The sequence below is a fragment of the Vibrio sp. SG41-7 genome (assembly GCF_014164465.1).
In the GTDB taxonomy this organism is placed as follows: Bacteria; Pseudomonadota; Gammaproteobacteria; order Enterobacterales; family Vibrionaceae; genus Vibrio; species Vibrio splendidus.
On sequence record NZ_JACJFF010000013.1, the window covers coordinates 36688 to 59756 of the forward strand.

The following is a 23069-nucleotide window of genomic DNA, read 5'->3' on the forward strand; positions in this document are numbered from 1 at the left end:
ATGGAAGATTTGAGTACACCGGAGCGCATTTATAAGCGTGACGGTAACCTGATTCTGAGAACGGCTGAAATCGACGATGCAGCGATGATCAGTACGTACTTTCAGGCTAACAGAGAGTACCTGAAACCTTGGGAGCCGATTCGCGAAGACGCGTTCTTTGATAGAGCGAGTTGGGCGCAGCGACTGATCAAGTTAAACGAGCTTCATAAAATGGGGCTAGGCTATTACTGTTTACTGATTAATGCTGACTCTAATGAAATGTTAGGCACCATATCGTTCAGTAATTTGTCTCGTTTCCCGTTCTACGCCTGTAATGTCGGTTACTCATTGAGTCAAAGTGCTCAGGGCCACGGTTACATGCGCAGAGGCTTGAGCATGGCAAAAGACTACATGTTTGATGTGCAGAACATGCACCGCTTAATGGCGGGCTACATGCCTCACAATGAACGCAGTGCGGGTGTATTGGAACATCTTGGCTTTGTTCGAGAAGGCTTCGCCAAAGATTACTTACAGATTAACGGTAAATGGGAAGACCATATACTGACCGCGTTAGTTAACCCTAACTGGGAAGACAAACGCAATGTCTAGACTAAATAGTATCTAGGCGTAAGAACAAGTAACGAATTTAAAGGCAGCGAATATCAAGCGATCTCTAGTCGCCGCTGTATAAAAAAGAACATATAGGCATGGTAGATCCATCAGCCTGAGAAGATATTTGAGGAATTTTGATGTCATACACAACTTTGGACGAATACCAAAGAAAATGGATTTTCACTCACCAGTCAATGCCGCTGCCGGCAGAGGATTTGGAAAAGATTAAACCAATGACACAGGCGAGAGCATCTCAGTTCTGGAAAGAGAATGTGAGCCCTCAAAGCCCTGATGCGGAAAGACTAAGTTCGCAAGACTGGCCAAGCAAAGCATCGAACTGGAATGAAGAGATCAGCTGGATGGCAAATTGGGAAGCAGATGAGCCTGAATGCCAGAAGAAATTCTAAACTTCATTGATTGGCAAGATGACGTAACTGTTTATTTTTGTTACGAAAAATACAATATTTTAGAAACAAAATGGTCAGTTTTCAAGAAACACTGGAAGAACTTTTTGTTCTACGATGATGGCCCGATTCTACTAGGTCGCCGCCGTTCAGAAGCACTTTGGTTTGCCACAAACGGCACCGTTAAAATTGGTAACCGTGCTTAAGTTCGGTGTGATTTAATCGAGCGAGTGTTGACGACCCGATCAACAGATAGACAGACAAAAGGCGAGCATTGAGCTCGCTTTTTTTATGCCTAATGATCTTCGAAGATCATCGGAAGGAAACGACTATTTCAGCCCAGTGTATGATGACTATTTTTACTGACATAGAGCAGTTAATTTTCGAAATTGAGATCGCTATCTCATTGGCTTAGTTGAAGTTTTGTGGGGTTGAGCTATCTTTATATTACTGCCTTAGTGGAGGTGAAGTATTATGATTTGGGATACTCTCGAACGTGTAAATAAACTTCGCAAGGAAGCAATGGAAGATCCAGAGTTTTTGGATTCAGCAAAAATGCATGAGGAATGGCTTTTAAGCGAAACTCATAATCAATCGAACAAAGGAGCTAAAGACAAGAAACCGAAAAAGTTATCTGATATTTATGAAAATACGGATTTTCCTATCAACCCAACAGGAACGAAACATTAACAATGATGAACTGCAATACGGCTAAGGCTCTTAACCAAGAAGCGATAAGTCGACTAAACATACCAGCCTTAAGCCACCAATAAAAAAGCCACTTTCAACGAATCGAAAGTGGCTTTTTCTTTACTAGTTAGCGCTCCAATCTAATGAGGCCTGAAACTAGTTATTAATCAGGCTTAACCCGCTTGGTAATGCATCACCAAACACACGCTTAGACTCGCTCTCAGAAAGTTCAGTCACTTCACTCACTAGCGTTAACCATGAATCAGGTACCTTGCTTTGCTTAAGCTTATCAATCACTTGATTACGATAGTCGTCAGAGATATCAAATTGACGGTCACCGGTTTTACGGCAAATCATCACAGCAGCGAAGGCGATCATCTGCTCTTTCTGCCAGTTCTGTTCAAGCAGTTTTGGTAACCACTGTTCAGCTTGCTCTCTAGGAATTACGCTGTGTTGGCTGCCATACAAAGGTGTTCTTGATGCTAATCGACCTAGCGCCCACCAGTGAGCCTGTTCAAATTGGTTATGGTTAATCGCTTTGCTCAAGAACCAGCTTGCCAGCAGCACTTTGTCTTCCACTTCAAGTTGCTCAAGTGATGCCGCTAAACGAACCATGGCTTCATAGCCATTGTCTTGTGCATCTTTGGCTGTCTTAGGGTTTTTCATTGCCCCCGGGTGAAGGTACTTAGCGATGTCAGCCAAAATACTCTCTTGCTGCTCTTGGTTTAATCCACCGGCAACACGACGCCAGAATACCCACCAGTCCGTCCAACCTTGGTGGTTCTGGAACTGAATGTTTTGTTGGTAAAGACCCCAAATTTGTTCGATACGCCATGAGTCAGTCGGATCGCCAAAGCCTGGACGCAGCGAGTAACCCGCCAAACGCAGCCAGTTCTTCTCGTGTGCTTCTGAACGACGGCGGCGTTTACGACCTAATGAAAAGGTATCAAACAGATGGCGAAGGGTCGTGAAGTCCCATTCATCACGCTTACCAAGTCGCTTCTCAAGATCTTTCGATAGTGTTTTGATCTCTTTCGATTCAGCACTCTTCTTGTTGCCGCTATACAGGCGAGAAATCAACTCCTTACATTCATCCAGTCTTGGGTGAAGTTTAGCGGTATCAGACTCGTCACCTTGCTTGTTTCTTACTTCAAACTCTAGTAACCAACGTTTAGAGTCATCTTCTGTACTCACACACTCCATTTTCAGTGTGCCGACTTCCGTTAATTGACACGCGAGCAATACTTCGACGCGTTCTTTTTGGTTGGCTTGGAGCTCTGCACTACCTGAACCTTCCAGTGTAGAAATGTACGGTGGAAGAGGGGAGAACAAGTCAGCGTCGACATTGACCATCACACCATTTTGAATAGCGGTGTCATGAGCAATTTGATCGTGTGTTGAAGTCAGAAGATTAAATCGTACAGGTTCTCCCAAAGTCAGTGAGAAACGACGGCTGTTCAAGCGTATCTCTTGGCCTTCTTCGGTTCCTTTAGCAAGCAGACAAAGCGCTTTACCCATCTTGTTCTTCTCTTGCAGATGCAAGAAGTAAGAACGGGCAGAACCGCCACCGATTTTCAGCTGTGCACCGCGGCGTGCTTTACCAAAGGCAACCGCGCCAAGGGCAACAGACCAATCTGGATGAGGGTTATCAAGCACTGTGATAGGAGAACCGTTCCAGTTGCCCAGTAGCTGAGTAATTCGCTCTGTTACCAGTTCACTGTTGAACACACCACCATTGAGGAGCACACCAACAGGAATTGCAGGTTTGGTATCATCAAACTCAACAGAGTCTGACTTTTCCAATGCGGCTTTAGATACTTGCTGATGTGTCGCTAGGAATTCGGCAACGTGCTTACTTACCGCAGGATCTGCAGCGTAGGGTAGGCCGAACTCGACAACCGCGCTACGTCGTTTGTCGGGTACTTCCGTAAACTCTGAAAGCGGGAAGAAACCTTCTAGTGCAATCTGATGAACTTCTTGTTTCGTTAAACCAATACTCTTGGTACCGCCAAGTAGCTTTGAACCACTGCCCAGCATGGTGATCTTCACATCGTCTGGCGCGTTAGCAGAAAGCAGGCTCTCTTTTGCGGCGCGAGTCTGTTGAATCAGTTTGGTTAGGCTCGAAGCATTCAGCTTTTTGTTTTGATTGAAGCGCTGCTCTGCAAGGTGGGCAAGGGCTAAATCTAGGTTATCACCACCGAGCATTAAGTGTTCACCAACGCCGATACGGTCGAGTGCGAGTTCTTGGTCATCGCCATTGTTTGAGTTGAAGCTTGCTTCGATCAAACTTAAATCGGTGGTACCACCGCCGACATCACACACTAGAATCAGCGGGATCTGTTGAAGCTCATCGGCTGCGGTTTGTTGATGACGGGCATACCAGTCATAACAAACGGCTTGCGGCTCTTCGAGTAATAGAATCTTACCTAAGCCAGCAAGTGCTGCCGCTTCGAGTGTCAGCTTACGTGCTGTCTCATCGAATGAAGCGGGAACGGTGACTACAACGTCTTGGTCTTCCAGCTTATTGCTTGGGTTGCGGTAGTTCCATGCTTGACGGATGTGGTTGAGGTAGCTTGCGCTTGCGACAACAGGAGACACCTTATCGACGTCAGTTGCGCCAGCCCAAGGCAGAATGTCGGAGTTACGATCGACCGCTTGGTGAGATAACCAGCTTTTTGCACTGGATACTTGGCGACCTTCAACCTTAGCACCTAATTCTCGAGCCCATTCACCTACGATGACATTTTGAATATCGCCTTCAACTAAGCTCGTTTCCCAAGGTATGGTGAGATCGGAAGGGGAGATCTGACCTTGTGCGGGATGATAACGAAATGATGGAAGTAGGGGCTTGCGAACCACTTCACCGGGGCCGATGAGTTGGTCAATATCGAAAAGAGAAACGGGAGCATGTTGTAGGTCGTCGTTGATTTCACAGTAAGCGACAACAGTATTCGTTGTGCCTAAGTCAATGCCGACTAAAAAACGAGGAGATGCCATACAAAACCTTATTCTGCCAAAGTGATGACCAGTTAATGGATAATCTTGGTCTTATTATTGTCTTTGGAATGCTTTTAATACAGGGCTAGGGAATCGCATTGATAAAGTAACGGCACCCGTTAAGGTGCCGTTGATTCATTATGCTTGTTCGTTTGAGTCGTTATTCGAGTCTTCACGAACGTCGAACTCAACATGCCACTTCTGACCATTGTCAGTCGCAATGGCTTCTAGATATAACGTGCCTAGTTCAGTAACGCGAGACGCCAAAGTCACGGGAACCACTTCACCTTCGCGACGACCTTCAGAAACAGGCAGTGTCACTTGGATTTCAGGAAGCTCATCCAGATCTTCTGGAGCCCAGTGATCAAGGTGCGTACCCGCTTGGTCTTCACGACGTGTTGTTGAACCGAAGAATTGGAAGTGAACTGGCTGACCAATCACTAGACCGAACTCTTGGCTAGGCACTTGTACGCTTGAACCTTCTTCCATACCAAATGGTGCAACACACAGTGCTTCCATTGGAGGAGCCATACCTGGGATAGCTGGCATCGCACTTTCAATTCCTACGTAGTAAGAAGAAGCTATACCACCGCGGATACGAACGCCTTGGCCACGACGTACTGCGCCGTAGTAAGAAGCGCCACTTGCAACGGCTAGGTCTAAATCTAAACCTGAAAGCTGTTTAGCGAATTCAGCGTCGGCGTTAATCAACCATTCATTGATCGTGTCTGATAGACGGTCAGCAAGTAGGTTAGATTTTAGAACGCCACCATTGAACAGTACCGCTGTTGGTTTGATGAAGTCTGCCGCTGGCGCTTCTGACCCTTGCGCTTCTGTACCGGGCATACCGGGCATGTTTGCAAACGGGTTGAAATCTTGCTGAGCGGTTTCACTATTTCCAGAAAGCGCGTTCGCTTGCTTAGAAAGGAATGCAGCAATGTGACGAGTAATACCTGCGTCTTGAGCGTAAGGCAGACCCATTTGAGTCAGTGCGCCACGCGTCTTTTGTACTGGGTGCTCAGTCACCGCTACTTTCGGGAAGAAGCCATCAACCAATGTTTGTTGAACTTCTTGCTGAGTCAGATCTGTTTTCAGTGTTGCGCCCAGTAGTTTAGAACCACGGCTTGGAACAACGATTGGCACAGATTGCAGTTCAGCATCATTAAGCAATGCTTCTTTCGCATCACGACACGCGTGAGTCATCGCTTGAACCTGCCAAGGAGCCAGTTCTTTGCCTCCTTGAGCCAGTTTCATCTTAAGACGGTAAGCGAGAGCCAAGTCCATGTTGTCGCCGCCCAGTAGGATATGTTCACCTACAGCGATACGGTTCAGGCTTAGGTTGCCTTCATCTTGTGTTACTTCAACCAACGAAAGGTCAGTCGTACCACCACCGATATCGACAACAAGAACGATGTCACCAACGTTTACTTCATCACGCCATGTGTCGTTGCTGTTATCAATCCAGCTGTAAAGAGCCGCTTGTGGCTCTTCAAGAAGCGTTAGGTGAGTGAAACCAACATTACGCGCAGCTTCTGCTGTTAGGTCACGAGCCGCAGGATCAAACGAAGCAGGAACCGTGATCGTTACATCTTGCTCTGCCAGTTTGTGTTCTGGGTTAGCGTGGTTCCAAGCATCTTTAAGGTGCTCTAGGTACAACTCAGTTGTCTTAAGCGGAGATACCTTTTCAACTTCTTCAGGGCTGCCTGCAGGAAGGAACGCATCACGACGGTTCACACCACCGTGGCATAGCCAAGATTTTGCACTTGCTACCAAACGGATAGGGGTTTTCGAACCTAGGTTACGCGCAATCGCACCGACTAGCGCTTTTGGCTCTGAAGACCAAGGAAGAACGCGAGAGCCCGCATTCATTTCATGTTCGTGCGGCTGGTATAGGAACGAGCCAAGTTGGCTGCGAGTTTCTACTGTACCTGGCGCCGTCAATTGAGGGATTGGCATCACCTCAACGCGAGCGTCTTCATTTGTTGTGTCGATGAAAGACAAAACGCAGTGTGTTGTACCTAAATCGATACCAACACTGAACTTAGGCGCCTGATGTTGCTCTTGAGAAGATAGCTCTTGTGAATGCATCTGCGGCGTATGTTCTTGAGAAGAAGACTCGTGCGATGATGGCTGAGTTTGGTGTTCCATTATAGCTCTACCTCTGCCGGTGCAATTACAGATGCATCGTAGTTTTCAGCAAGCTTAGGCAGGTTCATGTCAGTTGCTTTCCAACCTTTGTGAACCAATGTGCCATTGAACGGTGCGTTACCCGTTACGTTGCCAGTTAGGCGAATTTCTTGAGGGTTGAAGCCTTCAACAACCGTGATACGTGTTTCTTCATCTTCAGTGCGGATGTGAGACAGCGTTACGTAATCGGCTAATACTTTTTGACCGCCAGTGTGAATAACACGAGCTGCTGCGCCAACTTCTTCATCAGAGAATGATGTTAGGTCTTCTTTTAGGAAGTCAATTAAACGAGCTTCTTGCTGCATGATAGACAGAAGTTGCATTGCAGAATCTGTCGGTGCTGTTGCTAGCTTAGATTCTACTTCAACGACTTTCTCGATCACTTTTTCTACTTCAACAACTTTCTCTACTTCGACAATTTTTTCAACTGGCTTTTCAACTTCAACGATTTTCTCTACTGGTTTTTCTACGACTTTCTCAACCACTTTGGTTTTACGAGAAACGGCAATTAACAGTAGTAAGACGCTTGATGCAGTTAGGCCTGCGTGAAGCATATCAAACGTCTGTGGGATTAGGTTCAAATCAACGATCATAGTGATTTCTCTTTAAAATTGATTTAACGGTATATTCGTCGGTTTAAAGGAATATACAGATTGGAAAGAAACACGATGGCACAAGTCCAAAACGGTTACTTTCAAGCTATAAATATGGTTGGATACTAGCATATTCAAGGCTTAAGAGTGGTATTTAATGTTTTCAATCAAGTGGGTTTTTAGTGTGTTAGCTTGAAAATTAGTCGAGATTTGTCTGAATATTGGCCGTTGATGTAAGCAAGAGGTAAACAATGCCCGTTTTATGTCAGTTTTTCGACCAAACTTAAATGGAGCCTCATTCCCTTCCGTTATATACTTTTAGCTCATTAGAGCCTATTTGGAACCTATATGCCTCACACCACCGACCCACTAACAGGGTTGAAGAGACGAACTCTCCCATTGGTCGTATTTGCGGTCAGCTTTTTGATTACTGTGTTGTGTTTTATATTAGTCGCGCTGAACCAAAACCGCGCACTGAATATGAATTTGAATAGCTTCGCTACTCACCAGACATTGAGCTTAGAAGCGTTTATCGCTAATGATGTGGCTTATATTGGTTCAGGTGCTAATTTTTTCTATTCGAATGAACCTGAAAACTGGGACAAATTTGACCGTTTTGCTCAGCAAACGATTAATGACTCAAAAAGCTTAATCGGCTTACAGTGGATGCAAAAAGTGCCGGCTGACGAGATTGCCGAGCACACTGCACAGATGAAAGAAAAATACCCGTCTTATGAACTGTTCACGATTCCAAAACACGAAGCAAAAGCCTTTGGTTACATCTTAGATGGCGAGCCGGCGTTCATTGCTAGTGACCTGTATCCCAACACACAAGCAAACGACAATGTTCTTGGCTTTTATTCTTCTCGTGAGCGCTTCAAGCTGGTTTTAGATAATATTAAACAGACGCGTAAAGCGAATGTTTCAGACAAAGTTCGCTTGCTTCAAGACGGCTTAGATCAAGACACACCAAAGACAGGTATGTTGGTTTATCACCCTGTATTTGAGGGTGAAAGCGACAACCTACTCGGCGTTGTAATTGGTTTGGTTCGCACGACTTATTACTTTGAAAATCTGCTGGCTTCGGCTGTGGGCGATATGGATGTCTATATTCGTGTTACCGATACGGGTTTCGAAGCAGAAGACTCCCCAATCCTGTTTGAAACCGAGGGTTATGAAGCCGTTTCTGGCCACCACATAACGAAGACGATTGAATTGACTAACCGTGATTGGAAGGTCGATTACAAAATAGATTCATGCATCTCTTTCTATGGCTATTTGGTATTAACCGGAATTGTTTTGGTGGGGACAACCATCTCTTTATTGTTGGCGTATATCGTTAACATGCAAATCCGAGAGAAAGAGCGTTTGTATCAAATGCTTGATAAAAGAACAGAAGAGCTTCGTTTTTTAGCCAACCATGACAGTCTTACGGAAGTTTATAACCGACGTGCTTTCAATAAGATGTTAGATAAAGCGATACAACGAAATGAACCCTTTAGTCTTATCGGATTTGATGTCGATAAGTTCAAAGGCATTAACGACCAATTCGGTCACCCAGCAGGGGATGCTTTACTCATTCATGTTATCAAGCTGATTTCAGTGAGCCTAAAAGAGGGGGATAACCTGTTTCGTATAGGTGGAGATGAGTTCTGTATCATTTCTAGTATTACAAACCATGAAGCACTAGACCGATATTTACAATGCATTCTAAGCACAGTGAGTCACTCTCATTGTGAGCACAAAGGTCGACAGCTAAGTTGTACTTTGAGTATTGGTGCTGCCATTCGTGCCAACGAAAACACGGAAGAGATTCTGCAAAAAGCAGACAGTATGCTCTATCAAAGTAAGTCAAATGGCCGAAATCGAGTCACAATTGCAGGCTAAATGAGCACTTGATGCAACTGGGGTCGAGTTCTTTATTAGGCTCATGTACAATTTCACGAAATTTTTGACGAGAGAATTAGGCGACGTATGAATCACAATCGAGTGGTGTGTTTCGATTTGGAAATGTGCTGTTGGAGCGAAGACGGTGTAGGAACAACAGGGGAGATCATTGAAATTGGTCTTGCTGAGATCGATCTTGTATCTGGAACCATCGTGAAGCGCGCGCAATATTACGTTAAGCCCGAAAAAGACGAAGTCTCTCTATTCTGCGCCGAGTTAACGGGCATTACACCTCGTAAAATCGAAAAACAGGGTCGCCCATTAGAGTCTGTTATAAAGTCGATGATTAAGAACTTCGGTGGCCCAAAGAAAATCTATGCAGCGTGGGGACGTGACGACCTTATCTTACATAAAGAGTGTATTGAGAAAGGTATCGAACCTCCGTTCAGCGAGTTCTTGAATATCGCCACGCTTTATCGAGTTCAGAATCGATTGAAAGAGAAACGTATTGGTCACCGTGCTGCTCAAGAAGCGAAAAACATTGAGTGGGAAGGTCGTCAGCACTCTGGTTATGTCGATGCTTATAACCTCGCGAAACTGACATTGACGATGCTTTAAAAACTATTCGATAGCCTCTATTTCTTACTCGAAAATTTCGCCCCACAATAAAAAACATCTATTTTCCATTTCGGGAAAATAGATGTTTGATACCGTTTCAGCTTACCTCAGTAGCGATTCTACTACCGTTCTATTTCCATACCTTGTTGTCTGCTGGTGACAGGAACCAACTGGAATGCTGAACCCCACCAGATTGTGCCCAATCCACGATATTAGGGTAGGCAACACAGGCGTCTTTTCTTTCATATGGATGTGACCAAGAGGCTGGTATATCTAAAGCCCAAGGTAGACCATTACTTGTTTGGTAATATTCATTGTTGTCGACAATTGAGTCATCCGCACCTTCACCAAAGATAGCTGTATTCGCTAAGTCGGTATTAGGGTAATTCATTAAGTGGATTTCCTTCTCACGAGCGTTACTCTTGAAGATGAATGGATTAAACACATTGCCACTAATGCTGCTGATAGAGCCGTCTATAACGAGTGAAACGCTATAGTCAACGACACTTCTCACATCCCCTTCTTCAGTATTGTAAAAGTGATAAACCTCTGAGCTAGGTAACATATCACTAACACTATCGATAACCACAAAAACGAGCTCTCCGTTATGACCGCTTTCGGGAGTTAACGATGTTGTTTCGCTGTCATAAGTCTTAGTCAATGAGCTGACATTTGATGCATCTATTCCCGCAAGAGAAATCGCGAAGCTGTTATCTTGGCTTGCACCTCGAGCAATGGCCTGACCATAATAATCGAAGCGTGTTACTTGATTGCTGGCATTGGTATAAGTTCCATACGCATAATGGGTAACGAAATCATTTAGGTCGTAATCTCCCTCATAAGGCCATAGGTCTTCAAAGCTCAGAGTGTACCAACCAGAAGTTGGTGTTCGACTATAGAAGGCGATCGTTGGATCATTCGGCGCGTAATCATTTTCATCTGCAATTCCATCGCCATCTGTATCACCAATTTCAGGCCAAGCGATCTCGGTGATATCACTGATCAACCCATTTGAGTCGATAGCGGTAACTTGAACCTTCCATAGTTCTCCTGCTACGGTTTGGTTGGCTGGTAAAGTGGCCGTATTATTGTCAGCTTTTCCTACAAATTCATCATCGACATAAAAACCTTGGCCAACATCAACGAACCAGCGATAACTGTAGGTTACTGAGTCGCCATCAGGGTCGGCTGGTGTTGGTCCCGTAATACTGACAACGAGATCATGAGCTGTGCCTAGACCAGTACTTCGGCTTAGCTCCGGTGTATATGGTGGGTTGTTTGATGTCTCCGTATAGGTGACACTAATCAAGCTGTATGAGAGTGTGGTATACCAACCGTCTTTGTTGACGTCGATGTCTAAGTCGACATCAACAAGACCGTCATCAAGGGAAGATGCAGGTAAATCAAACACGGTTGTTGACCAGTTGTTGTTGGTGCCTTGCAAGAAACCAGGGGTGAGCATAGAACCGTCTACCGAAACACTGTCGTACTCGCCATTTTCACCATGGTGTGCCTCTGAATCAACATCGAAGGCATAGATGGTTAGGTTGGCTGACGTGATCTGTGCTCCACTTGGGATTGGTACATCATGTTGCCAAGAATAATCTTGGTTGTGGCGGCTGTATTTGCCGAAGCCATACTTCTTGTTGCTTTTAACTTCGTAGTGGGGGGAAGTACTACTAGCATCGATTTTCTGTGTAATTGTGATAGAACCATCCCCATTTGTTGTTGAAGTATTCTCGGTTGCAGCAGATAAAACATGTTGAGAAAAAGAGCTGACCGCGAATGTACCGACTAAGATGAGTGACTTTGTTATATTATTCATATCTCTACCCTTAATCTTTATCCAAATTGATGTCACATGAAACCAACAGATTTGATGTAAGCTCATCTAAATCGTATGTTGACGTGCATTCTAAGTCTTTAACAAGGGCAATTATCGTGATGCTTTGCCAGTGACTAGGGATTGAGAACTTATTGGCGAGTTGTCCGTCCTTGTTTGAGATGCCTGTGTAGAAAGGGTTAGAGTCAGTCGATGAGTTCGAAGTGCTAAACAGTTTGATAATGTGAGAGCCGCGAATATTTTGTGGTTCTCCATTGGTCGTGGAAAAACTACTGACGACATTTACCGCCATTTCAAGCGTTTCGACGCTACTCCATTCAAAGTTATCCGGTACCACTATATCGCTGAATGAATCAACTGTAGCTATAGGGTCACTGACCGTTGCAATTTCCGGTTCTGGTTCCTCACTCGATGAAGAGTTTCCACCACTGGTGCTTCCACCACCACCTCCACAAGCAGTTAACGTAGTACTTAATGACATTGTTAATATCAAGGGGGTCAATGCTTTCATTTTTAATATCCTTATTTAATTAGTTGCATAATGTGACAGCAAGTCTTGTGCCATTTTTAAGTGACTGATTTAATATTATTTTGTTAAAAATTAGGTGCATGTACTCAGAAATCTCTTTCTTTTTTCAAAAAGAGAATCAATTTGAGCAAACTACACCATATAGCGAAAGAGTTGGGCAAGGGTGACAGCCTATTGAGTTAGTTGGGCTCAAAAACTAGTTAAATGGGGCGAGGTTCGGTTTGTGGGCTGACTTAAATTTCGTCTTATGTGTCGAAGAGGAGGAAAATTGTTATCCAAAGAAACCTAATTTCAACAAGTGGTTTATCAATAGTGAATGGCTACATCGCTTATTTTGCGAGTGAATAGTATTCGTTTGAAATTTAGTTTTTTAATTAATATTAAATCTCAGGTTTCGACCTTGATTGGGTAGGGCTAGGTGGTAGCGTTAGCTCACCCAAAACAAGGAGAATAGGATGAAGAACATTATTAAGTATGGATTGGCACTGGGGGCGCTAAACGTAAGTGCGTTGGTTTCGGCACAACCCGTTGTATTGATAAACACTTTTTCAGTCGAGCCAGCCCATGAAGCCGCTACGTTAACGTATTGGGAAGATGCGCGAGACGTATTGGTGAAACAACCAGGATATATCTCTACCAAATTGCACCGCTCGTTAAGCTCGGATGCGACATACCGTTTTATTAATGTTGCAGAGTGGGAAAGCAAAAAGCATTTCCATGATGCGATACAGGCGATGAGAAAAGAATTACCACCTTTAAAAATTGAAGGGGTTTCTGCTGACCCTAACTTGTATGAAATTATTCGCGACTAATTAGGAAGCCACCACAATGAAAACAACTCTAGGAACCTTTTTAGCTATTTTTAGCTTTCTATTTTCAGCCATTCTTTTTTCAACCCATGCCCACGCAGCGGCATACGGCGTGTCAGTGGCTTGGAAAACCGATGACGCCCAAGCCGTATTTGAGGCAATGCCTCATCAGAAAAAAGCATTTGCCAATCTGATTGATGCGGGCTTGGTACACGATATGTTCGTATCACAAAGCTTTATTGGGGATAAAAAGTTTCCGATGATTAAGTTTGTGATTGAAGCGGACAGTGAGCAGCACGTTAGAGACTTGATTGGTAACTTACCATTCCAATTTAAAGAGCTTGTAGAGGTGACTGAAATCCGAGACATCGGTAATAAGTGGTTAAACACGGACGTCGCTTTCACAAACTACGCAGTAGAACTCGCTTGGAAAGAGCCTGAGAATCAATTCATTGTCGATGAGGTTATTAGCAAAGATTTACAAATGGTTGTCGATTGGAGTGCTCAAGGTGTGATTACGTCTGCTTACTTAAAACATCAAGAAATAGCAGAAGAGAAGCCAAACCAAAAAGCGATGATCAGGCCAGTCTATTCAATGGCAATATTGGCTAAAAACGAAGAGCAAGCGCGCGAAGTTGCTAATCAGTTGAATGCAGTAAAGCTAGGCTTCGCTGAAGTTATGGTCAGTGAACTTGGATTCAAACTGGAACTCTAATTTCGCTAGAACAGAATTGTGACCTCGTTTTCAGATTGCGTAACGACGAGGTTTTAATATAGGGCCATGACCAGTTTAGAGTTAAACCTTGGCTATGTTCAAAGGTGAGTGAGTTTACGTGACTGACTCACCTTGTTGTTATTTTATATTGTTACTCACTGAGCCTATATTGTTACTCGCTGAGCTTATATTTAGCTTAATTATTGGCTAAACTTATCACTACTCTTTTCTATGTATGGTTTGCTATTAATTCGACCAAACAAACACTTTTTTGATGACCTTTTTATTTATGAACACCTCGCCGAAATGAACGCCAATAGCCATGAAAAAATCACCTTAGACGCTTCGGGCATTGAGTTGATTAATAACACACTCATTGATTCGGAATCTGGTAAGCGGGTCACCTTATCCCCTTCAGAAGGTCTGATCCTTGAGCATCTAGTGAAGAACAGCCCAAAAGCCGTTGGTCGAGACTTTTTACTTGAGCATTGCTGGCCGGGCAGGGTTGTGACGGGCAGTTCACTTAATGTCGCGGTTAAGAACATTCGCACGGCATTAAATTCGTTTGAGTGTGATTGCAAAATCTTAACGGTTCAAAAGGAAGGGTACAGCTTCAATGGTTTGAAACAGGTCGGTAGTTATTTATCGATGCCAACACCTACCGCTGAAGCGCATGTTGAAGCTGCGTTTTCAGAGAAAGCTGGCATCGATTCAGAGAAAACCACCATCGTCGATGAGTTAACATCACCGCCACCGTTTAAGCTTTCAGGCATGAACCAACAAGCTGGGCAATCAAAGCAACAGGATCCACAATCACGTCAGTTCAAGGCGAAGCACTTTATCGTTCGTCACCAATCTCGTATTGCCGGAATTGTAGTCAGCGCGCTTCTTCTCATGCTGTTTTATCAGTTTGCATTTTTTATAGATAAGAGTGCCTACCGAGGTATGGATGTTTATCACGACAGTTTGAATTTTGATGAAGCCGTTATAAAAGAGCTGGATGCCGTGTCAGAGCTCGGTGTTGATTCGCTCTATCTGCATCGCATTGGTGTTGGGTGTCAAAATATCCAAGCCGTGGCCTTGATAAATGGACATTGGAAAGAGATAAGCCATCAGTTTAAAACTGTCTCTTGCGAAGGCGACAATAACAATGCGCGAGGGCAATAAGTATGAATCGTAAGTTTTGGATGCCTATCTTATTGACGCTGTTTGTGATTCTAAATGTAGGCTTAATCTCTGGGCTCGCAACCAAAAGTACCTATCGATTTTCTGCGGAATACCCGATGGTCGGGTGGGAGAGAATCTCGCTTCGATTGGAAAATGGTCGAGTCAAAATGCAGTACATTGGCTATGACATGGATGGGAATGTCGCTCAAACTAAGCAGATGTTTGGTGTGTTCTTGCGCTGGGGGAATCATTACTACCTTTATCAATTGGACCAAGATCAGGCCCAAGATAAGCAGACATTCAATATCAAGCACTTATATATTCAACAAACCAAAGGTAAGCGCAGTGTGTTGGTATCGAATCAGCGCGGCCTTTATGTAACGAAAAAAGGCGCGCCATTAGAACTTAAAGGCATCATGCATGGCGATCGATTACGCTAATACAGAGGCTTAATGCTAGTAGAGAGCCTTTGGTTAGCTTTTACCGAGTACGTTCAGCTTAGTCTTGATAAAGTCACTGTGGTCAACGTAGAGCAGCTCCGCTGTTTTACGGATCACAGAATCTTCGATAGGGTCAATTTCTCCGTCTGCGTGCGCCACTTCCCACATCGCTTTGATTAAGTCGATTCGCACTGGCTGAGACAGGTCTCTGAGTTGTGATGTAAAGTCATACAGCGAGACTGATTGCTCTACTTTCGGTTCTGCTTGCTCTAGCAGCACCTTTGCTTGTTCTTCATCTAAATCCAGCAAACGTTGCAGAAGCTGTAGCTTAGCGACTCTTTCTGATTCATTGATCTGATGGTCGGCTCCCGCGACTTCACATAATAAACTCGCAATGGCGACATTAGGTGATGTGCCTTGGTTTTTGCTTAGGTCCTGGCCTTCAATCAATTGTTTAAACATTGATGTGAGAGAATTGAACATAACGAGCTCCAGTTAAAATTTGTATCGGGTTCCGTAACGCTGATAGTTATCAACTATAACTATAACTATAACTATAACTATTGGGTCTACAGAGTGTGATCGCAAGCGTCTTTACTAAAAACTGACATTACGGATACGCGAGCGATAAGGTGCACATCCTAGTCCGGTTCTGGAAAACGCGTGACTTTGCCATCGCCGCTGAGGGTGGTGATCGACTGAGGTTTACCATCCACATCTAGCCTCAACTCCCCAATCGCACTGCGGTTTGAAAGGCGATAGAAGGTCTGATTATCAGGGCTTCGCTTCTCGATTTTTAAGCGCTTACGCTTCGTGAAATAGTTCAAAACTGAGCGAGGGCTGTATAATAGGCGGTCCCACACATCGCAGAATTTAAGCAGCGAAGCAGGGAACTGATTTTTAATGCCACTGCAGGTAATTTGATAGATGTTCGGACTGTTGCGACGATACCTAAGCTTGATATCGTAAGCAAAGGAGTAGTGAACGTCACCAGAAAGCACCACGAAATTGGTCGGTGTTTTGGTATGGGTAAAGATACTGATCAGCGTATTGGCACTGCCCGGATGTGCCATCCAGTTTTCAGCGTCAATCACCAATGGCTTACCGATTGTGGTCGCCATCTTTTGCAGTGTTTCAATAAACTTCACGCCAAACATAGGCGCAGCAGAAACGATCACCACTTTATCTTGATTCATTAACTGATGTTGAAACTCAATCAAGGCTTCCCAGTCCATTAAACCTGAAGGCTTATTCATGCGAGACTCGGAACGCCAACGACGCGTTCGAGTATCCAACACAATGACTTTGGGTGAAGTATCTATTGTGTAATGCCACTCTTCAAAGCGACTCAGCATCTCAATAAAGGCTTGATGCTTGTCTGGCTCGATATTACTAACAGAGTGAGTAGTCACTGCATTGCCGGCTTCATTATGAGTTTGTTTACTAATGCGCGGCTGTTTAGTAATGAGCGGTTGATCGACAAAAAGCTGTTTTGCTTGCTCGATAAACGTTTCGTCGAAACTCTCCGGTTTGTTACCCCACCCCTGACACATCCAGTAAGCCGCGAGGCCGTTACCAATGACTTGAGTGGCGAACTGGTTTTGGTCGACGGCATGTTCCCAGCCTACGGTAAGGTTCCAATCATCAGTCACATCGTGATCGTCGAAGATCATGTACGTTGGAATATGCGCGAACAGACGTTGCACTTGCGGCAAGCCAGCAATGAAATCATCCATGATGACGCTTTCATCACGCCACTGTTGCTGCTCAGTCGGTGTTAATTGGCGTCCACCTTGCGTGAAGTTATTCTCGATTAAACGCTCTCGGTTTACACATTGCCACAGTGTTGGAGACCAAACCAACAAGTACATCGCGATAAACTCAGACAGCGTGACCAAGTGGTTTTCGCAGTCGGTAGAGCTAAAAATCGGCACGCCACGATTCGGGAAGAACTTATCGATCATGGATCCTGAAGCGGTGTGGTGCGGTAAATAGTGATGACGCTGATATAAGTGGTATTCACTGTTATACAGTGCGTCACTACTGTTGATTTGCTTAATTTGTGAGTCAGTAGGTAAGCTCTCACCTACAAGGCCAAGCAGTTGAATCACTTGCTGAATAGCATCAAGTGTTGGGCCTGCCACATGGTCGGCGTAAATCTGGTCGCCGCTCATCATCAGCATGTCAGGTCTTTCAGCGACGGTTTGCTCGGCTACCTTGTTATCGGCTGCGACTAGGCTGTCTTTGCTTGGATGATGCGGATTACGGCAAGAGCCATGCAGAATATAATCAGCCGAGGTCGATACCTTAAACTCAACGCGAGATTTACCGTTGTAAACAAGGTGAGGGGCGAGCTCTTTTAGTGAACCTGACTCTGTGTGAATGTCATATTCAAGAAGCGTATTAGTCGGAAACTCACCTTGCAAGCGAATTAGCGTTACCCACGCATGTGTACCGATTTGAATCGAATCATGTTCTTCAAGCGATGAGGTGTAAAACGGTTGGTCTTGTTCTGCTTCAGGATGCTCTTTTTCGTTAGAAAAGCCTGTTTCTAGACTATGTTCAGTTTCACGAATGTGCTTAGTTTCACTAATATAAAGATCAGCCCGGCCAACAAGGGGCGAGCTGGTGGCTAACCAAAGTACCACTTCAGTCGCGGTGGTTTTTCTTAAAATGGGTCCGGCGAGTAACAGGGGAAGAGATGATGTCGTAGAGGGTTTCAATACGGTACCTAAAATCATTGGTGGTTAGTCGTCGTGGAGTTCTTTTGTTTCGAGCTTGTTCGTGTCTGGCTTTGTGGTTTCAAGCTTTGATACTTCAAGCTCTGTTGATTCAGATTCTGTTGATTCAAGTATTTCGATAACTTCCGAGCTAGAAAGTTCATGACCCATTAGAAATATTGCCAATAGAGCATCGGCTTTTGTCTTGGTATCGGAAGGCTCGTCTAACAACAGTTCGAGCTTTTCTCGAATCATAGCAATCTCGTGCTCAACAAAGCCACGGCCTTCTTCATCCCCTTGATTGTCTTCAGGGGCATTATCGAATTCAAGAAATAGCATGTCGCCGTCTAGGTTAGTATCCACCAAACGCTCGGGCAGCCACGCATCACCCATAACAATATCTGGATCGGAATCTTTGGGTAACTGATCTATAATGTTTTGTAATTCGGAGACTTTCACAATACTTTCATTTAACCGAGAATATTCTACATTGTAACGGTCAATGCCGATCAAACCTAAAAATAGTTAGCCGTCATGGTTAATAAATGTCTATTCAGTAACACATTATTTATTACAAAGAGTAATTACATAAGAATGAAGCTCAAATATTTACCGACTCTCACTTCAACTGGAGTGGTTTTACTAAGTAGCGCTTTCCTAAGTGGCATTTTCGTAAGTGCTAATGCGTGGGCTGCTGAAGAGCAAGAGTGGGGCATCGCCGCAATGTTCCGTACTGCGAGCATCCCTTATGACACGTCTGGTGGTGACCAATCGGTTAACTCATTCGTGCCGATGCTGTTTTTCAAGAACGACTATGTGTTCATTGATGGTACCGAGATGGGGGCTTACCTCTATCAAACAGATGATGAGAAATGGTCTTTTAATGCTATCTCTCGCATGCGTTTTATTGATATCCCAGCTTCTGAACAGAACGCAATTGAAGGCGATACGGCGGACTTCGGTGCTCAACTGACCTACCAACTTGATGGTCCTTGGTCTGTCGAGACGGAATTGATGAGCGACAGTGAATTCAACCTCCACGGTAACTTACGTGCTAAAGCCAAGTATGAAACCGGAGATTGGGAGTTTTACCCAAGTGCGACACTTCGTTACAAAAGTGCTGACTTCAATAGCGAGTATTACTCAGCGTCTAATGAAACCATTGGTGCAGGTGTAGATCTGAATGTCGGCGTTGAAGCGCGTTACCATGTGGTTTCAAACTTGTACTTATTGGGTTCAACCAGTGTGACTCGATTAGACGATAATGCCTACGATTCGTCGATAGTCGAAGACCGTTATCAAGGTGAGTTATACCTTGGCTTTGGTTTCTTTAACGACAAAGAGAAAGCACCGAAGCCTAAGTTGAGCAATGCGCCGTATTTACGTGTCGCCCACGGCTGGGCAACGCCATCCAATATTGGCGATATCATGAAGTTCAACACAGAGAAAGACGAATACAACAACCAGTTGACCTCATTCTTCTATGGCCACCCGTTAACGGATGAAGTATTCGGCTTCCCATTGGACATCTACCTAACGCCAGGTATCGCGCATCACTGGAGTTCAGACGTTCAATCAAGCAGCACTGAATACATCATCGCAATCAAAGCGTACTACACCTTTGATTGGCCAACCCAGTGGCGCGTAGGTGTGGCAGAAGGTATGTCTTACATCGATTCGATTACCTATATCGAAGGATCTGAGATGGACCGCAAAGGTTACACAGCAAGCCATCTGTTGAACTACTTAGACTTCTCATTCGATGTGAACGTCGGCGACTTGATTGGTAAGAATGACTTGAACAACTTATGGTTCGGCTACTCATTGCATCACCGTTCTGCGATCTTTGAAAACGCATCCCAGTTCGGGCGTATCAAAGGCGGAAGTAACTACAACACCGTTTACTTCCAGTACGAGTTCTAAAAGCCAATTTAACAATACATGCCGCTCCTTAAATGAGCGGCATTTTTTATGATCTTTAAGTCTGTTTTCACGCTGAGGAAGTGTGAATTGAGCTCTGCATATTAATTAAATTATTCAGGGCTCGATATATGTAAATAAGGTAAGGGTGTTTAAATTAAATATTGATGGTTGTGTAATTAATAAATTTAATTTATTTTATTATTTCTTCATTTTCTTTCATTAATTTTAATTGTTTTGACTATTCTAATTATGTTAATTATTGATTGGTCTCTAATTATGTTTCTTGTTTGTTATTCGATTGTTAATCGATGAGTTGATCACGATAATTTATAAATTTCACCTATATTATATCGCTGTGTTTATATAACAATAACGTGAATTAAGGGAAACAATGAAAGCATATGTATTTGATGGTAAAGAGAGTGCTAAATTAGAAGAGCGCCCGGTACCTAACATTATTAAGCAAAGCGATGTCATCGTTAAAATTGAAAAAACCACTATTTGTGGTACGGATTTACATATATTAAGAAATAATGTCGCGACATTTAAGCCGGGCACTATTATGGGTCATGAAGGCGTTGGCATCGTGGAAGAGTGTGGCGAACTTGTGAGTAAATTTAAGCCTGGTGATCGTGTAATCGTGTCATGTATTACCACTTGCGGCAGCTGCAAAATGTGCCAAGTTTCTAAGTTTGGGCAATGCTTAGACGGCGGTTGGTTACTAGGTAATGAGATTGATGGTTGCCAAGCTGAATATGTCCGAGTTCCTTACGGTGACACAAGCATGCATCTCGTGCCTGATGATATCGATGCCGATTCTCTGGTTCTACTGAGTGATATTTTCCCTACGGGCTATGAAGTGGGTGTGCTTGATGGGCAAGTTCAACCGGGCTGTTCTGTTGCAGTGATTGGTTGTGGCCCTGTTGGTCTCGCCGCATTAATGACCTCCAAGTTCTTCTCACCAAGCGAAATCTATGCGATCGATACTAACCCTCATAGATTGGAAGTTGCCAAAGAATTAGGTGCAACCCACGCGATTGATAACTCTGACGGTAGCGCAGTACAGCAAATTCTAGACATGACTGATGATGTAGGCGTTGACGTTGTGATAGAAGCAATCGGTATTCCAGCTGGCTGGGATATGTCCCAAAAACTTGTGTGCCCAGGTGGTAACATTGCTGTCCTTGGCGTTCATGGCAAGTCGGCGACTATAAACCTTGAAGACATGTGGAAGCGAAATTTCACTATGACGGCTGGCATGGTTCATACCAACACTATTCCAATGTTAATTAAACAGATTAGGGCAGGCCACTTGGAACCTAAGCAATTGATTAGCCATCAGTTTAAGTTATCAGAATCAGAACAAGCCTATTCTACATTTACGTATGCTTCTGACCATAAATCGTTAAAAGTTATTATTTCTAACGACTGTTCATAAACCGCTGATTGTTGAGGTTAAATTGATTAGTAAACCATTTAAAATACTAGTTATAGGTTTAATCGTAAACCTATCCATCGGTATCCTATATGTATGGGGCGTATTCAGTGAACCTTTAGCTGAAGCGCTAGGTGTTGACCCTAAAGATGTCGATGGGCCATACCAGACTTCTGTTTTTGCATTCTCGGTCAGCTTGTTTTTAGCTGGAGTCTGGCAAGATAAAATAGGGCCAAGAAAAGTAACAATACTTGGTGTACTTCTTGTCGGAACAGGGCTCTTAGCTTCTGGTTATGCCTCAACATTGGCGGAATTACAGGTTACGTTCGGGTGTATGGTGGGAGCTGGAATGGGCTTTGCTTATGCTTGTATTGGCCCATGCACAATGAAGTGGTGGCCAGAAAATAGAAAAGGACTCGTTAGCGGTTTAACTGCTGGTGGCTTTGCGATGGCAGCTCTGTATTTAGCACCACTCTCAACAGTCCTGATAGACCATTATGGCATCTTAGATACTTTCAAGATCCTTGGTGTGGGCCTACTTTTTATGATCCCAATGGCATCATTTCTTGTTAATCCCCCCAAAGGATACGTAGCTGAAGAAACGGGCGGGCAAGCGTCCGAATCTGGAGTGGATGTAAATATTCAATGGTTAGATATGCTGAAAACCCCTCAATTTTACCAAATATGGCTAATGTTCATGGTGTCATCTGCAGCTGGCATCATGCTCATTGGGTCAATTGGTAACGTCAGTAAATCCATAGGATTAACATCTGAGGAAATTGCGTTAGGTATCATTTTATTAGCGATCTTTAATACCGCAGGGCGGGTGATTGGGGGATTGGTTTTTGATAAGATAGGACGCGTTCATACGTTAGGGCTAATATTCATGTTACAGGCTGTCAATATGGTGTTATTCACAACGATTGAAACCACTATCCCTTTAATGATAGGAATTTCTATTGGTGCGATGTCTTATGGCGCTTTGTTTGGGGTATTCCCTCCAGTTACCGCGGTTGATTATGGTTTAAAGTCGTATGGAACTAACTTTGGAATACTCTATTCTGCGTGGGGTGTATCAGGTTTCTTCGGAGGTATACTCGCTTCAGTTTCTGGGTCGCCTGAAAATACTTATTTGGCTTATGCTGCTCTGTTACTTTCGATAACTGTAATGAATTATCTAATGAAGCCGGTAGATAAATCCATAATATTAAATAAGAATGCGATAAATCAAGAGTGTTAACTTATTCCACTTTCAACAGGAGTATAACTATTTTTATATGTGACGAGTAAGATTATATATTTTTAGTTGTTGGTTTTGAAATATTTATATCCATTCGCAACTTGTTTTCACCATGCCTTTATCAATCTTGGCTTAGGCAATCTAAGCCAAGATTCTTCCATGATGCTTTTGATGGTACATCTATAATTCCCCAGTTTCAAGTACGAAAAATGACCATTCAACACCTTGTTCTCATTGATTTCTCGGGCGTTTAGGCCGCTAATTACCCTTCCTTTGTGTTA

The 23069-nt window shown here is 43.9% G+C and carries 19 protein-coding genes and 1 pseudogene; 12 read left to right on the forward strand and 8 right to left on the reverse strand.

Going from position 1 to position 23069, the window contains the following annotated elements:
* The 3 genes and pseudogenes from rimJ to H5300_RS05480 all read left to right on the forward strand — a co-directional run bounded on the left by rimJ (window position 1) and on the right by H5300_RS05480 (window position 1685).
* Window positions 1–588: a ribosomal protein S5-alanine N-acetyltransferase gene (gene rimJ, locus H5300_RS05470; protein WP_102456793.1), complete on the forward strand. Its 588-nt coding sequence runs from the start codon at window positions 1–3 to the stop codon at window positions 586–588.
* 140 nt (window positions 589–728) lie between these two features.
* Window positions 729–1201 (forward strand): annotated as a pseudogene (locus H5300_RS05475) (DUF2947 domain-containing protein).
* Window positions 1202–1469: 268 nt separating this feature from the next.
* Window positions 1470–1685: a hypothetical protein gene (locus tag H5300_RS05480; protein WP_065681265.1), complete on the forward strand. Its 216-nt coding sequence runs from the start codon at window positions 1470–1472 to the stop codon at window positions 1683–1685.
* A 156-nt stretch (window positions 1686–1841) separates the two neighbouring features.
* Here H5300_RS05480 and H5300_RS05485 read toward each other — a convergent pair whose 3' ends face one another.
* From H5300_RS05485 to H5300_RS05495, 3 genes are all read right to left on the reverse strand, one after another.
* Window positions 1842–4682 carry an Hsp70 family protein gene (locus tag H5300_RS05485; protein WP_182795594.1) on the reverse strand — a complete coding sequence of 947 codons (2841 nt, stop codon included), beginning with the start codon at window positions 4680–4682 and terminating at the stop codon, window positions 1842–1844.
* 138 nt (window positions 4683–4820) lie between these two features.
* Entirely contained in the window at window positions 4821–6830 is a 2010-nt protein-coding gene (locus H5300_RS05490; RefSeq protein WP_182795595.1) for an Hsp70 family protein, read from the reverse strand.
* Window positions 6830–7462, reverse strand: a complete 633-nt coding sequence (locus H5300_RS05495; protein ID WP_108117299.1) for a DUF2760 domain-containing protein — start codon at window positions 7460–7462, stop codon at window positions 6830–6832. Before H5300_RS05495 ends, H5300_RS05490 begins: the two co-directional genes overlap by 1 nt.
* A gap of 348 nt (window positions 7463–7810) precedes the next feature.
* On the opposite strand from H5300_RS05495, the gene H5300_RS05500 reads away from it, so the two are divergent.
* Both H5300_RS05500 and H5300_RS05505 read left to right on the forward strand, forming a co-directional pair.
* Window positions 7811–9349 (forward strand): sensor domain-containing diguanylate cyclase, encoded by a 1539-nt coding sequence (locus H5300_RS05500; protein ID WP_182795596.1) that lies wholly within the window; start codon window positions 7811–7813, stop codon window positions 9347–9349.
* An 87-nt stretch (window positions 9350–9436) separates the two neighbouring features.
* The gene (locus H5300_RS05505; RefSeq protein WP_017083367.1) at window positions 9437–9967 is read left to right on the forward strand and encodes a 3'-5' exonuclease; all 531 of its coding nucleotides are present in this window, start codon (window positions 9437–9439) and stop codon (window positions 9965–9967) included.
* A 130-nt stretch (window positions 9968–10097) separates the two neighbouring features.
* On the opposite strand, the gene H5300_RS05510 is transcribed toward H5300_RS05505, so the two are convergent.
* Both H5300_RS05510 and H5300_RS05515 read right to left on the reverse strand, forming a co-directional pair.
* Complete coding sequence (locus H5300_RS05510; protein WP_017083368.1) at window positions 10098–11792, reverse strand: LruC domain-containing protein; 1695 nt, start codon at window positions 11790–11792, stop codon at window positions 10098–10100.
* A 10-nt stretch (window positions 11793–11802) separates the two neighbouring features.
* The gene (locus H5300_RS05515) at window positions 11803–12321 is read right to left on the reverse strand and encodes a hypothetical protein (RefSeq protein ID WP_182795597.1); all 519 of its coding nucleotides are present in this window, start codon (window positions 12319–12321) and stop codon (window positions 11803–11805) included.
* A gap of 473 nt (window positions 12322–12794) precedes the next feature.
* Between H5300_RS05515 and H5300_RS05520 the strand changes: the two genes are divergently transcribed.
* From H5300_RS05520 to H5300_RS05535, 4 genes are all read left to right on the forward strand, one after another.
* A complete protein-coding gene (locus tag H5300_RS05520; RefSeq protein WP_108195988.1) occupies window positions 12795–13151 on the forward strand; it encodes an antibiotic biosynthesis monooxygenase in 357 nt (118 codons plus the stop codon).
* A 16-nt stretch (window positions 13152–13167) separates the two neighbouring features.
* Window positions 13168–13863: a hypothetical protein gene (locus H5300_RS05525; RefSeq protein ID WP_004734745.1), complete on the forward strand. Its 696-nt coding sequence runs from the start codon at window positions 13168–13170 to the stop codon at window positions 13861–13863.
* A 441-nt stretch (window positions 13864–14304) separates the two neighbouring features.
* Window positions 14305–15030: a transcriptional regulator gene (locus H5300_RS05530; protein WP_405055132.1), complete on the forward strand. Its 726-nt coding sequence runs from the start codon at window positions 14305–14307 to the stop codon at window positions 15028–15030.
* A gap of 2 nt (window positions 15031–15032) precedes the next feature.
* Complete coding sequence (locus tag H5300_RS05535) at window positions 15033–15470, forward strand: hypothetical protein (protein ID WP_102498025.1); 438 nt, start codon at window positions 15033–15035, stop codon at window positions 15468–15470.
* 33 nt (window positions 15471–15503) lie between these two features.
* On the opposite strand, the gene H5300_RS05540 is transcribed toward H5300_RS05535, so the two are convergent.
* The 3 genes from H5300_RS05540 to H5300_RS05550 all read right to left on the reverse strand — a co-directional run bounded on the left by H5300_RS05540 (window position 15504) and on the right by H5300_RS05550 (window position 18703).
* Window positions 15504–15953, reverse strand: coding sequence for a TerB family tellurite resistance protein (locus H5300_RS05540; protein WP_004734748.1), 450 nt, complete (start codon window positions 15951–15953; stop codon window positions 15504–15506).
* Between the two features lie 158 nt (window positions 15954–16111).
* Window positions 16112–18211, reverse strand: coding sequence for an alkaline phosphatase family protein (locus tag H5300_RS05545; RefSeq protein ID WP_182795599.1), 2100 nt, complete (start codon window positions 18209–18211; stop codon window positions 16112–16114).
* Window positions 18212–18217: 6 nt separating this feature from the next.
* Complete coding sequence (locus H5300_RS05550) at window positions 18218–18703, reverse strand: hypothetical protein (RefSeq protein ID WP_102267068.1); 486 nt, start codon at window positions 18701–18703, stop codon at window positions 18218–18220.
* 81 nt (window positions 18704–18784) lie between these two features.
* Between H5300_RS05550 and H5300_RS05555 the strand changes: the two genes are divergently transcribed.
* The 3 genes from H5300_RS05555 to H5300_RS05565 all read left to right on the forward strand — a co-directional run bounded on the left by H5300_RS05555 (window position 18785) and on the right by H5300_RS05565 (window position 22788).
* Entirely contained in the window at window positions 18785–20113 is a 1329-nt protein-coding gene (locus tag H5300_RS05555) for a MipA/OmpV family protein (protein ID WP_108117305.1), read from the forward strand.
* Window positions 20114–20504: 391 nt separating this feature from the next.
* Window positions 20505–21551, forward strand: a complete 1047-nt coding sequence (locus H5300_RS05560; protein ID WP_004734752.1) for an alcohol dehydrogenase catalytic domain-containing protein — start codon at window positions 20505–20507, stop codon at window positions 21549–21551.
* 22 nt (window positions 21552–21573) lie between these two features.
* Window positions 21574–22788 (forward strand): OFA family MFS transporter, encoded by a 1215-nt coding sequence (locus H5300_RS05565; protein WP_017085627.1) that lies wholly within the window; start codon window positions 21574–21576, stop codon window positions 22786–22788.
* The last annotated feature ends 281 nt before the right edge of the window (window positions 22789–23069 follow it).